General features: G+C 69.2%; 6 protein-coding genes and 1 pseudogene. 1 reads left to right on the top strand and 6 read right to left on the bottom strand.

Annotated features, from left to right (window positions below):
* Positions 1 to 6: 6 nt before the first annotated feature.
* Positions 7 to 729 (top strand): annotated as a pseudogene (locus ACIDOF_RS34165) (aldehyde dehydrogenase family protein); the annotation flags it as partial.
* A gap of 593 nt (positions 730 to 1,322) precedes the next feature.
* Here ACIDOF_RS34165 and ACIDOF_RS34170 read toward each other — a convergent pair.
* The 6 genes from ACIDOF_RS34170 to ACIDOF_RS34195 form a co-directional block, all read right to left on the bottom strand.
* The gene (locus tag ACIDOF_RS34170) at positions 1,323 to 5,909 is read right to left on the bottom strand and encodes an NACHT domain-containing protein (protein ID WP_409010098.1); all 4,587 of its coding nucleotides are present in this window, start codon (positions 5,907 to 5,909) and stop codon (positions 1,323 to 1,325) included.
* 16 nt (positions 5,910 to 5,925) lie between these two features.
* Positions 5,926 to 6,318 (bottom strand): CU044_2847 family protein, encoded by a 393-nt coding sequence (locus ACIDOF_RS34175; protein ID WP_409010099.1) that lies wholly within the window; start codon positions 6,316 to 6,318, stop codon positions 5,926 to 5,928.
* A gap of 933 nt (positions 6,319 to 7,251) precedes the next feature.
* Positions 7,252 to 7,788, bottom strand: coding sequence for a flavodoxin domain-containing protein (locus tag ACIDOF_RS34180; RefSeq protein WP_409010100.1), 537 nt, complete (start codon positions 7,786 to 7,788; stop codon positions 7,252 to 7,254).
* Positions 7,789 to 8,018: 230 nt separating this feature from the next.
* Positions 8,019 to 10,955, bottom strand: coding sequence for an ABC transporter permease (locus ACIDOF_RS34185; RefSeq protein WP_409010101.1), 2,937 nt, complete (start codon positions 10,953 to 10,955; stop codon positions 8,019 to 8,021).
* 23 nt (positions 10,956 to 10,978) lie between these two features.
* Positions 10,979 to 11,710: an ABC transporter ATP-binding protein gene (locus ACIDOF_RS34190; protein ID WP_409010102.1), complete on the bottom strand. Its 732-nt coding sequence runs from the start codon at positions 11,708 to 11,710 to the stop codon at positions 10,979 to 10,981.
* Between the two features lie 142 nt (positions 11,711 to 11,852).
* Complete coding sequence (locus ACIDOF_RS34195) at positions 11,853 to 14,399, bottom strand: heavy metal translocating P-type ATPase (RefSeq protein WP_409010103.1); 2,547 nt, start codon at positions 14,397 to 14,399, stop codon at positions 11,853 to 11,855.
* Positions 14,400 to 14,646 lie beyond the last annotated feature (247 nt).

Here is a 14,646-nt window from a genome sequence, read left to right on the forward strand (position 1 = left end):
GACAAGATGACCACCACGATTACGGGCCACGCCGCGGCCGCCCTCCCGACGTCGCTGACGCCGGCCCGGCTCGCCGACCTGGCCGCCCTGGTGGCCGCCGGTGCTGGCGGCCAGCGGGTCACCACGACCTCGCCGTACACCGGCGCACCGCTCGCGGACCTGCCGGTCTCCACCCCCGACGACGTCGAGGACGCCTTCGCCCGGGCACGTGCGGCCCAGACCGGCTGGGCGGCCACCACGGTGGCGGAGCGCAAGCGCATCATGCTGCGCTTCCACGACCTCGTCCTCCAGCGGCAGGAGGAAGCCCTCGACCTGATGCAGGCCGAGAGCGGCAAGACCCGTCGCGACGCGTTCCTCGAGGTGAGCGACATCGCGATCACCGCCCGCTACTACGCGCGCAGCGCACAGCGCCTGCTCTCGCCGAAGCGCCGCAAGGGCGCGATCCCGGTGCTGACCCACACCACCGAACTGCATCACCCCAAGGGCGTCGTCACCGTCATCTCGCCCTGGAACTACCCGCTCAGCATGGCCGCCGGCGACGCCATCCCGGCCCTGATGGCCGGCAACGCCGTCGTACAGAAACCCGACACCCAGACCGCTCTGACCGCGCTGTGGGCACTGGCCCTGATGCGGGAGGCCGGACTGCCGACCGACGTCTGGCAGATGGTGGTCGGCCGTGGCAGCTCCATCGGAGACGCGCTCATGGCAGGCGGCGACTACATGAAGTTCTTTGACGTGTCAAGGGCGCGAACGGCGGTTAGCCCTATATAGCCAGTGTTCTGGCTGGTCAGAGCTGAGCTGAGCTGAATCCGGCGAGCCGCACGTGTGGTCGCGTGTTGTCGGGTGCATCAGGGCGTGTGCTGACTTCTTGCTGACTTTCCTGACGCATCGTTAGACAGGTCTAACGACCGTATACGGCGCCCGTACTGGACGTGACGGTGGGCCGCGCCGGTGCCGGGGCCGTGCGTCGCCTGGTGGGCGTGGACCTGTTCACCTCGGCCCCGACCGCCGCCTCGGGAGCATCGGATCGGCTGCCACTTGCACGGCCCCGAGAAGTGGGTCCGGGGCGTGCACGCGGTGTGCAATGCGGCCGCGAGCACGCTGCAGGTTGCGAGTTGGCTGGCCCGCCGGAACGGCCGGCGCGGCACGGGCATGGTGTTGAGCGGCACCGGGCTCGGGTTCACCTCGAGCAGCCGACGGTCGACGAATGGACGGATGTCGCGGCGCTGTCCGAGTTGGCCGAGGACAAGCCGCTGCGGAGCATGACCCAGCCTTCAGCCGTCCGGAGTTGGTCGACGGGCCTGACCCGGCAGGACGGCGTGCTACTTCCTCCCGACGAGGGCTGATGGTGCCTCGGCAGCCCAGCTTCGGGTATCGGCGGAGAGCCGGCGATCATTGGCCATAGCGGCAAGCGTCTGCCTTGTGCTCCCTGAGCAGGCGGGATCAAGGACCAGCAGCAGTAGCGCGGCCTCGACTCGGTCTGCTTCCAACAGGAACCTGTTCCGGGCAAGCGCATTGAGTACCTGTTCGGCCCGCTCGCTGGCGCCGACGGTGGCGAGTTCTCTTGCCATCTGGATGCTCAACAGAGGCGGCAAGACGTGGTCATTTGCAGTCAGCGCCTGCAAGGTGCGCAACGCTGTAGGGCGGTGCTGCGGGCCGTACCTGTAAAGGCGGCGTGCTGCGCGGGCGCGCGTCGTCGGATGTTCGGATTCGGTGTCGGCCAAGGTCGTTAGGAGTGCCGCGGCTTGAGCTCCAGAGCCTTGCCAATTCAGGTCATTGATGAGGTCTATGGCGCCAAAGCGATCAGCCGCGGTTTCCGATGTCCGAGCTCGGCTAGAGAGCAGGGCTTGGGTGGCTTCGTGCAAGTCGGGCCCGAGCAGGGCGACGCTCTCCAGAAGCCCAAACCGCTGACGCGAGCCCGTTGAGCCTTGTAGTAGCTGCACAAGATCGCGGCAGAGGCGGGCTCGGGCGGAGGGGCCGAGACTGGCCAGCTCGGCCACAACCAGCTTCGTGGGGAGTCCGACCGCACCAGACTCCAGGCAGGTGCGCAGGAAAGCCTCGGAGCGATCACGTACTGTCGAGCTGATACATGCGACCTTTGCGGCGAAAGCCACTGCCCCCTGGGGTGGCTGTTGGGCGTCAAGTCCGTCGAGAAGGTTCAAGACAACTGATTCGTAGTCTGGCCCTGCGCCGAGGCGGGCAAGGAAGCTGGCCGCTGCCATTCGGTGCGTGTCGGATGCCGCAGCGGAGCTCGCTAGGCGTGCCGCACAGGGCCCTGCCTCCGCCCGATTGTGACTAACGAGGACTGAGGTCACGGCAAGCGCTTGGGCAGAGCCAACCTCCGTACGAAGCGCGATCTCCTTCAAAATGCGGGCCATTTCCTCCCGGTCACCGCGCGAGCCGGTCCCGAGCAGGATGCTGGCTGCATTGCACCAGCTTTCGAGTACGCCATCCAGCGAGCCGAGGGCCCTACGCTGCACGTATCCCACTGCATCCGCTCGGTATTGGCGGCCCAGCCAGAGGACATTCGTGGTCACTATGTAGGGGTCAGCTGCGCAGCGCTGGGTGAGGAAGGCGGCCGCAGCATCGGCGTCGATGCCCCGGACCGACGTCAGAATTTCTTGCCTGCATACATTCGGTAGGCGCGAGTCCAGCAGGATGCGGCAATGCTGGGCGACCACCTGCTCGCGTAGCTCTGGTTGGTACGAGGCCGCGACCTGCAGCAAGAATCGGACGACGCGAACGTCCCAGATGGCCATCCGCCCAGTCAGTAGCCGCAGCCCGGCCAACTGGTGCTCAGGCTGAGCTCGCAACAGAAGTGCGGCCAAGACGGCCCGCTGTGGATGGCTGACGAGAGGACCGGGTCGGTCAACCATCTGGTGTTGGTAACCAGCGACGCCTTTCAGGAGCCGTATCACCGATGCCGCGTGCACGGAGTGTGGAGGCGCAGGCCGAGTGCCAAGCCATTTCGCGAGCCGTGACCATGCGTTTGCAGCGTGACGTGTGACAGGTGGGGTGTCCCCTCGCAGGGCGCAGGACAAATCGGCGGCCACTTGCCGGACCGCTGCTGCGGCCACCACTTCTTCATCCGCCGTCGGGGTGAGAGACAGAAGTGCAGAGATGTCGACGGGCAGGTCCAGCAGACCTGTCTCGGGGGACCATGGCGCCACCTGATCGGGGTCGCGATGGGACTCCATGAAGCCCGGCCGGGTGCTCAAGTCCTCTGCATGTTCCTCCTCAACGGATGGGTCTGCTGGAATCGGGCGTAGATCGATGGGTGAGGGGCCGGCGGCTGGCCTGTGAGGCAGGGAGATCCACCCTGGGGCGTCGCTCAGTAGCTGCTTGGCCATGTTGCGGTGATGCTCGTGGAGGGACGTCACGTCCTGGGACAGGAATGTGAGGCTGTCCCTCGCTGCCGGCAAAGCACCCGCAGACTCCAGTGCTTGAGCCGCCCGGACACGTACTGCGCCCGCGAGCTGTGGATCGCAGGCGAAACGGTGGAGAAGGGCGAGGCCGCGGGATCTATGCGGCTCGCCCGAGCGCAGTAGAGCGTGCGTGGCGGCCTCGCGTACGACGTCGGGCAAGGCCGCGTTCTCCGCAGCGCCGTGGATCACCCGCTGGAGGGGGTGATCAAGGCTGCGCAGCAGGCTTATCGCGTCGACCGCTTGGTTTACGTACCGGCCGTTGCCGTCGCGCGATGCCCGCCACAGCCAGAAGTCGAAGGTGCGAGCCAGGGCTTCATGCTGACCTGCTGTTGCTCGAACGCCACGTGAAACCAGTGCGGCGGCGACCTCCCGGGCGGTGTCGTTTCCGGCGAGTAGCCAGTCGAGAAGTTCGTGGGCTTCGCTATTGATCAATGCTCTGTGGAGGATCGTCCGCTGCGCTGTGAGATCCCCGTTCGTGCACGCAAGGCTGAGGGTTTTCCACCAGATTGGATCGTCGGGATCGAATCGGGAAGGAAGGCGGCGGGCGTCGAGTAGGTCGCAGATGTGCTCGGCGAAGGTGTGGTGGGCAAAGGTGAGACCTTCGCCGTCTGGCAGCAGCAACCCGGTGGACGTGAGAACTGAGCCAACGATTTCGGTCCAGTCCGCTGGTACCGGAGTGGGAGTGATGCCCCGGTTGGCCAGCCATTGGAGGGCTTCGGCCAGCAGAGACCGGGCTTTCAGGGCCAGTGGTGCAAGGTGCTCGATCAGTGCGACGCGTGCTTCGACCAGTTCCTGAGCCAGCTTCCCCGCCATCGGTCTGCCAGCGAGCCGGGACTGCGTGTCACTGAGTAGCTGGTGGGCTCGCGAGTCGTAGAGATGGGAGAAGTATCGTTCGTACAGGTCGAAGCGGCTTGCGGGAAGAGGATGGTTGGGCGCCTCAGCGAACACGACCGCTGCGACCGTGGCGAGGAGCGGGATGGACGCGTCCTCCTCGAGCCTGGATGCGGCCAGCTCGCGGAGGAACGACTCGGCGAGGTCCACGTCATCCGCGAACCAGGAATGTGCGAACTGGGCGCGCTGATGATGTTGGAAGGGCTCGATGGCGTAGTGCGTGAGCTCCTTGTCACTGTCCCAGGTTCGGCGTTCGTCGTCAGGTAAGGGACGGCTGGTGATCAGAACGTGGTACTCGCGCTCCTCCATGAAGACCCGGAGGCGTTCGATTAGGTCGGCGCGATCTGCTCGCGAAGTGACCTCGTCCAAGCCATCGATGACCAAGAGCCAGCGCGATCCCGGCACGCGCTGTTCCAACAGTTGCGGATCGAGGTCGCGTGCCAGGAACCTGGCAAGACTCGCCCCGAGGGCATCTGACACCGCGGAGAGAAGACGCATTCCGGGACGGGCTGCCAGATCCCTCGCCAGCACCCGGACGGGCAGGAGGGTAGCGGCAGTGGTGCCATCCCTTGGCAGCACGACTGCTCGGCTCGCTAATTGAAGGGTCAGAGTGGATTTGCCGGAACCCGCCACGCCTGTCAGGAACAGGTGCCGGTGTGTGGCAAGGGCCTCTTCGATTGTCTTCGGTCTCAGGCCCACAGCATCGGGTGCCGCACCGGCATACTCGGGGTCGGTGGCCAAAGCCGCAGCAGCATTATCGGATGTCGATACCTGCTGGCGTACGTAGACCGCCGAGGGATCACGGCCGTGGAGGCCGACAGCACGATAAGGGAAGGCACGCGCCGCACTGCGCTGTGCGTCGAGCAGGGACTGCACATCAGCGGGGAGGGGACGTGGCTGCGGACCGTGAGCTAGGCAGCGCTCGGCGATGATGTCTGCCCTGATCGCGTAGCTCTGCCGGGTGATGTCCGCCGTGCTCAGCCGACTGTAGGGCAGCGAGTGATGCGCGCTGACGAGAATCCCGACGACTGCCTGCAGCTCCCTGTCCCACAGAGGGCTGCCGCTGTAGCCGGGCTGGACGGTGTGTCCCGTGGGCGAGCCGCTCAGGACCAGCCAGTCGTCAGCCACTGCGGACACGTGCACGCGAACAACGGAGGTCGGTTCGCCGCTGCCGAACCAGCTCCATGCTGACTGTCCGAGGGACGGAGCAGCGAGGCGCACTGGCCGTACTTGAGCGGGTAGCGCGTCAGTCACTTGGAGCGTGGCAATGTCTCCACGCCATCGCCTCTCCCTGCCAGTGAGTGTCCCTTCCTCATCGCGGAGAGAACGTGCCGGCCACCATCCAGTCACATGGGCGGAACAGCGTTGGCCGGGCACGGACGGAAAGGCCACGGTCACAAAGTCGGAAGTGGGCTTGTCGCTCGCGAACTGATGCCTACCTAAAGCCATGTTGACGACATGGGCGCAGGTGAGGACGGACACGACGGCGTTCTCGTCGATGACCAAGACGCCGCCGCCGACTACAGTGCCGTCCGGTTTCAGAAAGGAGACGAAGGCGGTGCGCAGCGAATCATCCGCGGAGACCGGAAACATGGCGCACACTTCCGCTTCATCCAGCGACGGAGGGGGTGTTGCGGTCGTCGTCGCTGAGTCGCCACGTGGCGGAGACGTTGAAACTGGCCTCGCCGCCACTCACCACGGCCAGTTTCAGGCCAGCGGTAAGCTTGACGCCGAACTCGACGGTCAGCTCCTCGGGCTTCCGCGGCAGGCTGGTGACCTGTTCGTGGAAACCAGAGAGCACTGGGACAAGAGGAGCGAACGCCTCGCTTAGCGTCCTGCCCGCCTGCTCAACAACGCGGGCACCGAGGCCGACTGGCTCGACGCCGGTGCTGCCGGGGAGCTGGTATTCGGCATCGATGCCGACCTTGGTTTCGTCGGTAGGCCAGACCTCGATGAGCACGGCTTGTCCGTCGGAAAAGTTGAACTCCACGAAGTCGGACATCGCTTCCCCCAAGTGACGCTGCAGCCGTTTTGGGCTCGTGCGGACGCGAATGGCCGCTACCAGCCGCGACGGCATACCCTACCGCCTAGCAAGGTCTGCTCTGCGTAGGTTGGCTGCAACTGCTAGACGGACATGGCCAGTTCGGAGGTGCCGTCGAAGCAAGGTGGTGAGCAGCGCGACGCTGGGGTCAGCGGATTGTGTAGGGGCGGGGACATCGGCTGGGGTGCTTGCAAGCACAGGTCTTGCAGTGACTGCCCATCCCGCGAATGAGGTTGGTCGCCAAGGTGCAGCAGCGCACAGCATGGCCCTGACCTGAGGCTGCGCCAAACTAGGCGAGGTTGATCAGCATTCTCACGGGTGCCTCCGACTGATGTTAGCTCGCACCTGTTGGGCGTGCGTTTTTGCTGGGCAGGGTGCGGATGGAGGGTTGTGGATCTTGGCGGTCCTTGGCGCTCCGGGGCGGGCTTTGGCTGGACTGATGCTGAGTTAAATGCTGAGTTTGGTGACGGGGCGTCAGGTGTCGTGGGCTCGGCTTGCGAGCCCTCAGTATCGATAGACTTCGGCCGTGGGTCACGGTTGTGGGAGGGCTGTCTGGAATTCATCTCGTCAGCCCTGCGGCTGTGGGTGGCCGGTCGCTCAGGCTCGAGCCGGACTCCCTGCGCTGCGAGAGCCTCGATGTCGTTGTTCTCGAGCGAGTGCTTGCTGGGGTATGTCTCTAGGCGGGCGGGGCGGAGTGGCCAACTTTGCCAGCATGTTCTTCGTCTGCTGGAGGTGCACGTCCTTCCTGGTCTCTGGCCTGCAGCGATGGATGGAGCCCGTGCTGTGAAGTCGAACTGGTCCGTGAATGGTCCGGATCGTGGCACGGGCTGCGATTCGCAGGCGCGGCACTTTCCGGCTGCGCCTTGACCTCTGCCGCAGGCTTCGGGGCGCCCCCTACGGCTCGGGGACTCCGTGGCGGGCTCCGCCGCGTGCAAGCTCGTGGGCGATCTCATCAGCCCACGCGTCGACGGCCGCCCAGTCGCGGAAGTCGCCGAACCGGCCGCCCATCAGACGGAACAACAGGCGTGCGGCGCGGGGGAGTTGGGGTCGGGCGACGACGCCGGAGAACAGTCGGTGGTCATGGAACTCCACCGCGGGCGGGAGGCTCTCGGCGAGCTTCGGCGCTTCCTTGGGGGCAAGGCGCTTCCACGGACCGCGCAGCGCTCCCGGCATGCCGACGCTGAAGACCCAGACCGGCCGGCGCTTCAGCACGCCCAGGTTGCTGTCGACGAACCTCCTCGCGGGCTCCAGCCAGGCCTGGCCGTGGACGGCGCTCCCGACGACGTACGCCTCGTACGCCTCCAGGTCGTGAACCGACTCCACGTCCCTGGCCTCGGCCCGCACCCCGTCCTCCGCGAGCCGGGAGGCCAGGCGCCGGGCGATCGAGCGGGTCGAGCCGTACGCACTCGCGTAGGCCACCAAGACGGTCACGGGTTCCACCTCCGAGAAGCCGCGGTGCGAAGGCTGGACCCGGGAGGTCGGGTGATCGGGCGGCGCTCCCGCTCCCGGGCCAGCTCCCTCCACTGTGGCCGCGCCGGGACGGCCGAGGAGAGGGCCGGAAAGGGCACGTCCGGTACCGAACGGCCCTGCCCGTGGGGACGGGTGTGGGCGCCGGGCTCGTCCGGTGACACGATGTCCCTCCGGCCGTGGCCGGGCCGGCCTCATTCGGTGACCCGGACCGCGAGCGCCGGCCGGATGGCGGCCGCCCGGCGGGCAGGACCGATCGTGGCGACCAGGGACGCCGCGAAGGCCGCCGCGGCCATGCCCCCGATACCGGCCCACTCGACGGGGAATCCGCCCTCCAGGCCCTCGAACGCGGCGCTGTTCCGGTACATCAGCCAGGTCGTGAGCACGCCGAGGAGCGAGCCGAGCACGATGCCCTCCGTCGCGATGAACGCGCTCTCCCACAGGAAGGACCGCTGGACGGTACGGGCCCGGAAGCCGAGGGCGCGCAGGATGCCGATGGTGCGCCGGCGTTCCCGCACGGCCCGCACCATGACGACGCCGAGGCCCGTGATGCCGACGCCCAGACCGAGCGCGAGGAAGCCCTGCATGAGCCGGAAGAACGCGGTGCTGGACTCGAACTGGCGGCGGATGTCCGACTCGACGGGCGTGGCGACCAGACTGGCCGAGAGCTGTTCGCCCTGCAGCCGGGCCGCCAGCGCGTCCGCGGAGGTTCCCGGACTCGTACGCACGAGTGCGGAGGCGTTCTGCGCCTGGCCGCCGAAGAGTTCGCGGGTCGCGCGTTCGCCGAGGAGCACGGGGTACGTGGTCGAGCTGGAGCCGGTTGCCGGGTAGAAGAGCATGCCGTTGCTGAGCACGCCGGCGATGATCTTCCGCTCGGTGCGGCCGGTCCTGGGGTCCGTGAGGGCGAGGGTGTCCCCGGGGTCGTAGTAGTCGCCGGACGGTCCGCCGGTGCTGCCGAAGAAGCCGTCGAGGACGACATAGCGGGGGTCTGAGGCGAGGGAGCGCCACACCGCGGCGTCGTCGGCCAGGCCGGGGAGCCGTTCCCTGAACGTGATGCCGGTGACCGCACCGTCCGGCACGCCCACCGCGGCGACGTCGAGGGGCTGCGCGCTGCGGTGTCCGGGATCGGTGGCCCGCCCCGTGGCGTTGAGCAGCGGCGTGACCGCGGAGATCGCGCCGGCCGACGGGCCGTCGCGGAGCTCGGACAGCAGCCGCTCGCCGCCCACCTGCGGGTTGTAGTCGAGGCGCAGCGAGTAGCCGGCCGTGGCATCGGCGACGACCCCGTCGACTCCGGCACGCAGAATCCCGGAGATCTCCGTGAGGAGCACCAGGACGAAGACGATCAGCGTGTACATCACCAGCGTCGCCCCCGTCCGGAATCGCCGGGCCAACGGGTACGCGACGGCGATCCGCGCCGCGAGACCGTCCTCCGTCGGACGTTCGAGCAGTCGTCGTACGGGGCGGAGCAGCGTCTTCTGGTTGTCGCTGACGAGCACCACCGCGGAGAACGCGGCCAGGGCGCCCTGGATCACGTACACCGACATCGACGGGGTGTCGAAGATCCTGGGACGGACCACCGGAGCGATGAGGGTCCAGGTCAGCACGGCTCCGGCGATCAGTGTGGTGACCGTGTGCCGGGGCAGGACCCGCGTGAGCGCCGGCGCCGAGAAGGCGAGCGCGAGCGCCGGCATGAGGTACGTGGCGTCCGCCTGGCTGCGGGCCAGGGCCGGGACGGCGACCAGCGCACAGAGGACCGCCAGCGCGCTGGACACGACGAGCAGGCGTCGGCGCGGGCCGCGGCCGGGCACCGACGGCAGGTCGCGGATGGCGGCGATGATGTTGAACCTGCTGATCCGCACGCTGGTCGCGAGGATCGCGGCGAACGCGATGAGCAGCCCCAGGGCGAGGCCGTTCAGAAGGCTGGTCGGCGTGACGGCGAACGCGATGCGGATGCTGCTCCCGCCGACCGACCAGCCCTCGAAGATCTGCGCCGCCACCACGGCCACACCCCAGCCGACGGCCACCCCGATGCCCACGCCGGGAACCGCCGACAGCAGTGCGTAGGCGGCCCCTTCGAGGGTGAACGACTCGACCAGGCGTGAGCGCTTCATCCCGACCGCCCGCACCATGCCCATCTGCGACTTCCGCTCCTCGCCGAGCATCACGAAGATGTTCACGAGGAGCAGCGCCCCGGCGATGATGCTGAAACTGCCGATCATGAGGAAGAGCGCACCGAGCGAGTCGCCGGCCTGCCGGGCGTCCCGCAGAACCGTGTGCTTCGGAGTGTCGACGTTCGCCTGGCCGGCGAGCGGGCCCAGGGCGCGTCGGATGTCGGCGGTCACCCGGCCGGTCAGCAAGTCCCCGCTCTCCACCCCGCCCCGGTTCGACACGAACGTGACCGAACGCGGCTCCGCACCCGCGGACCGTGCGGCGGAGTCCAGGGCACCCGGAGGCAGGAACACGTCACGGTTCAGCCGCCCGCCCAGGCCCACGCCGGCGAGCCCCTGCTCGGGCACCACCCGCTCGACCCGGTACGTGTGGGGCGCACCGAACAGGTACAGCGTCACCGGATCCCCGGCTTCCGCGTGCACGGACCGGGCCAGCGGCTCGTTGACGACGACCCGGCCCGGCGGCGGCGCCGGGCCGCCGAGCCCGGAGTCTCCGCCGGCCGCACCGAACCGCGCGGCCTCGTCGAAGTCCAACTGCCAGGCCAGCACGCGGGGTTCGGCGACCTTGCGGGGGCCTGAACCGCTGACCGCGGAGGCCTGGGCGGCACGGGCGTTCAGGACACCGTCCACGTCGGGGTCGTCCGCGAGCACGGACAGCCGCTCGGTGACGGCACGCGCGGCCGGGCCCGGAGGCGCGACCACCCGCTCGTCCACGGGACCCAAGGTCCGGTACGCCTCCTGCCGTACGGAGAAGTTCAACGTGTCGCCGACGACCAGGGCCCCGATGACGATGGCCGTTCCCAGCACCGAACCGCCGACCACGAGCGCCGCCTCGGTGCGTCGGCGGGCGATCTGCCGGAAGGCGAGCCGCCGCGACACCGGCTGCCGGACGGCGACGAGGACCAGCGCGACGAGCGCGAGCGCGAGGGCGGAGAGCAGCGGGACGAGGAGGTTCGCATACATGGCCGGTCCCAGGAAGGCGGCTGCTAGGGGGCGGTGGGGAGCGCGACCCGGCCGACGGCGTCCTGGCGGATGTCGTCGACGAGCAGTCCGTCGCGCATCCGGATCAGCCGGGGGACGCGTGCTCCGACGGCGCTGTCGTGCGTGACCAGGACGATCGTCTGGCCCTCGGCCTCGTTGAGTTCGCAGAGCAGGTCCATGACCTGCCCGGCCATGGAGCTGTCGAGGTTGCCCGTCGGTTCGTCCGCCCACACGATGGCCGGACGTCCCGCGAGGGCACGGGCGATCGTCACGCGTTGCTGCTCACCGCCGGACAGCTCGCTCGGACGGTGCTCGACCCGGTGGCCGAGGCCGACGCGGTCGAGCATGTCGAGAGCCCGTCGGCGTGCGGATCGGGGCCGGGTTCCGACGAGAAGCAGGGGGAGTTCGACGTTCTCGACGGCGGAGAAGACCGGGATGAGGTTGAACGCCTGGAAGACGAATCCCATCGTGTGGGCGCGGTGCTCGGTGCGCGCCGCGTCCGACATCGCGAACAGGTCGTGTCCGTCGACCTCCACCCGGCCGCCGTCGATGTCGTCGAGCCCCGAGAGACAGTTCAGGAGCGTGGTCTTGCCGGAGCCGGACGGGCCCATGACGCCCACCAACTCCCCGCGCCGCACGCGGAGATCGAGGTCCCGCAGCGCGGTGACCTCCACGGAACCCGTCCGGTAGATCTTGCGCACCCCGGTGGCGACGAGGAGCGCCGAGTCGGTGTTCATTCCTCCATACCAGCGGCCGGACCCGTACCGGAACTACGGTCGTCCGGGCCGGAGTCGGGACCGAACGGCCCAACCCTGCCTCTCCGCACGGCCCACCCGGCGCGGCGGCCGAAGATCAGGACACGGCCGTCGCCGGGCTCGGTCAGCGGGGGTCCCGGTCACCGGCCGAACGGCCCGAGGGCCGGGCACCCGGGAGCGGCTGGACGTGCAGGCGCCGCAGCCGGGAGGCGTTGCTGACCACTGACAGAGAGCTGAGCGCCATGGCTGCGGCGGCGATGATCGGGCTCAGGCGGAGGCCCCACAGCGGGTACAGCGCGCCCGCGGCGAGGGGGACGCCGACCGCGTTGTAGACGAGGGCGAAGAACAGGTTCTGCCGGATGTTGCGCATCGTGGCCCGCGACAGCCGGATCGCGGTGACCACGCCGCCCAGCGAGCCGGAGATCAGGGTGATGTCCGCGGCCTCGATGGCCACGTCGGTGCCCGTACCGATGGCGAGGCCGACGTCGGCGGCGGCCAGGGCGGGCGCGTCGTTGATGCCGTCGCCGACCATGCCGACCCTGCGGCCCTCGCCCTGGAGCCGGCGGATCTCGTCCGCCTTGTGCTCGGGCAGCACCTCGGCCAGCACCCGGCCGATGCCGACCTGGTCGGCCACCGCGGCGGCGGTGCGCGCATGGTCGCCGGTGAGCATGACGACCTCGACGCCCAGGTGCTGGAGGGCGGCGACGGCGGCAGCGGAGTCGCTCTTGACCGTGTCCGCCACGGCGAGCACTCCGGCGGGTTGTCCGTCGACCGCGGCGAGGAGGGGCGTCCTGCCCGCAGCCGCGAGGTCGGCCGCGACGGGGACCAGTGCGGTGGTGTCGACGCCGGCGTCACCGAGGAGCCGGGCGGTGCCGACCAGGACGGCGTGGCCGTCGACCGTGGCCCGGACGCCCTTGCCGGTGACCGACTCGAAGTCGGTCGCGGCCGGCCACGTCGGCCCGCGTTCGCGGATTCCGGTGACGACGGCTTGGGCGAGGGGGTGTTCGCTGTCGGCCTCGGCTGCCGCCACGAGCCGCAGCAGCTCAGTCTCCTCGACACCGTCGACTGTGTGGACGTCGGTCAGGGCGGGTCTGCCCTCGGTGACGGTGCCGGTCTTGTCCAGCACGACGGTGTCCAACTTGTGGGCGGTCTCCAGGGCTTCGGCGGAACGGATCAGGATGCCGCCCTGGGCGCCCTTGCCCGTTCCGACCATCACCGACAGCGGGGTGGCCAGGCCCAGGGCGCACGGGCAGGCGATGATCAGCACGGCGACCGCGGAGACCAGGGCCAGTGTGAGCGACGGGGACGGGCCGAGGGTGAACCAGACGGCGAAGGTGCCGATGGCGACAGCGATCACCGCGGGCACGAAGTAGGCCGACACGGCGTCGGCGAGCCGCTGAATGGGGGCCTTGGACGCCTGCGCCTGCTGAACGAGACCGATGATCTGGGCGAGGAGCGTGTCCGCGCCGACTTTCGCCGCACGCACCCGCAGAGAGCCGGTGCCGTTGACGGTGGCGCCGATGACCGTGTCCCCCGGGTGCTTGCCGACCGGCATCGGCTCGCCGGTGACCATCGACTCGTCCACCGCGGACGAGCCGGACAGCACCTCGGCGTCGACGGGGATCTTCTCGCCGGGCCGGATGCCGATCTCGTCCCCGATGGCCACCTCCTCCACCGGGATCTCGGACTCGACGCCGTCCCGTACGACACGGGCGGTGCGGGCCCGAAGACCGAGCAGCGCCCGGATCGCCTCGCCGGTGCCGGCCTTGGCGCGGGCCTCCAGCAGGCGGCCGAGCAGGATCAGGGTGAGGATGACGCCGACGGCCTCGAAGTAGACCTCGCGTACGTCTTCCGGCAGCAGGCCCGGGGCGAGGGTGACGAGCAGGCTGTAGCCGTAGGCGGCACTCGTCCCCAGGGTGATCAGGGAGTTCATGTCGGCGGAGCGGTGGCGCAGGGTGAGCCAGCCCGTCACGTGGACCGGCAGGCCGGTGTAGAACATCACCGGGGTGACGAGCGCCAACTGCAGCCAGTGGTCGAGCATCCAGCCGGGCACCCAGTCGGCGCCGAGGAGTTCGTGCGCCATCACGGCGAACAGCACGGGGGCGGTCAGCACCGCACCCACCAGTACCCGCCGGGTCAGGTCCCGGATCTCCGCCTGCCGCTCGGCGACGTCTGCCGCCTCCGCCTCGGCAGCCGTTCGCTCCTCTCCACCGGGCGTCTCCCCGGCCGCCGGGCCCTCACGCCCGGTGCCGGGTTCCTGGCTGCCCGGGGGAGGCGGTCGGCCCGCGGAGCCTTCGGCGGGTTCGACGAGGAGCGTGCCGTGGATCATGTTCATCCCGCACGCGAAACCGAACGAGCCCGGCCGGTCCGGGGTCAACCGCACGGTGGTCCGTGCGTGGGCGGGCAGCCCGGCACTGACCCTGAGGTCGGGGAAGACCACGCGGGACGTGCACTCTCCTGCCTCCTGCCGGTCGAAGACCAACTCCACCGGCGTGCCCGCACGGACTTTGATCAGGTCGGGGCTGTAGCCGCCCCGCACCGTGACCTCCACCCGCTGCACCCCGCCCTCCAACCGGGCGGCGCCGGCCCGACGCGGGCCGAAGAAGAACCAGCCCGACCCCGCGACCAACAGCACGGCGGCCACGGCCACCACGACGTCGAGGGCACCCATGAGCTGCTCGCCTCCCTGGTCGGTTTCCTGACTCCACCCTGCGCCGGAGTACCCCTGCCGGGTAGGCGCTGAACGGCCCACAGACCGTGGACCGTCCGGCCCCGGACCGCCTCCGCGGGCAGCGGGACGATGAAGCCGAGAGCAGAAGTCCCCGGGGGCGCCCGTCATCAGGTCCCGCGCTCCGTCCTCCGCCGAAGGAGGCCCGTGATGAACGGCAAACGCCCTTACGGCCGCTGATGATGTTCTT

It is taken from the genome of Streptomyces sp. Da 82-17 (assembly GCF_046098215.1).
In the GTDB taxonomy this organism is placed as follows: Bacteria; Actinomycetota; Actinomycetes; order Streptomycetales; family Streptomycetaceae; genus Streptomyces.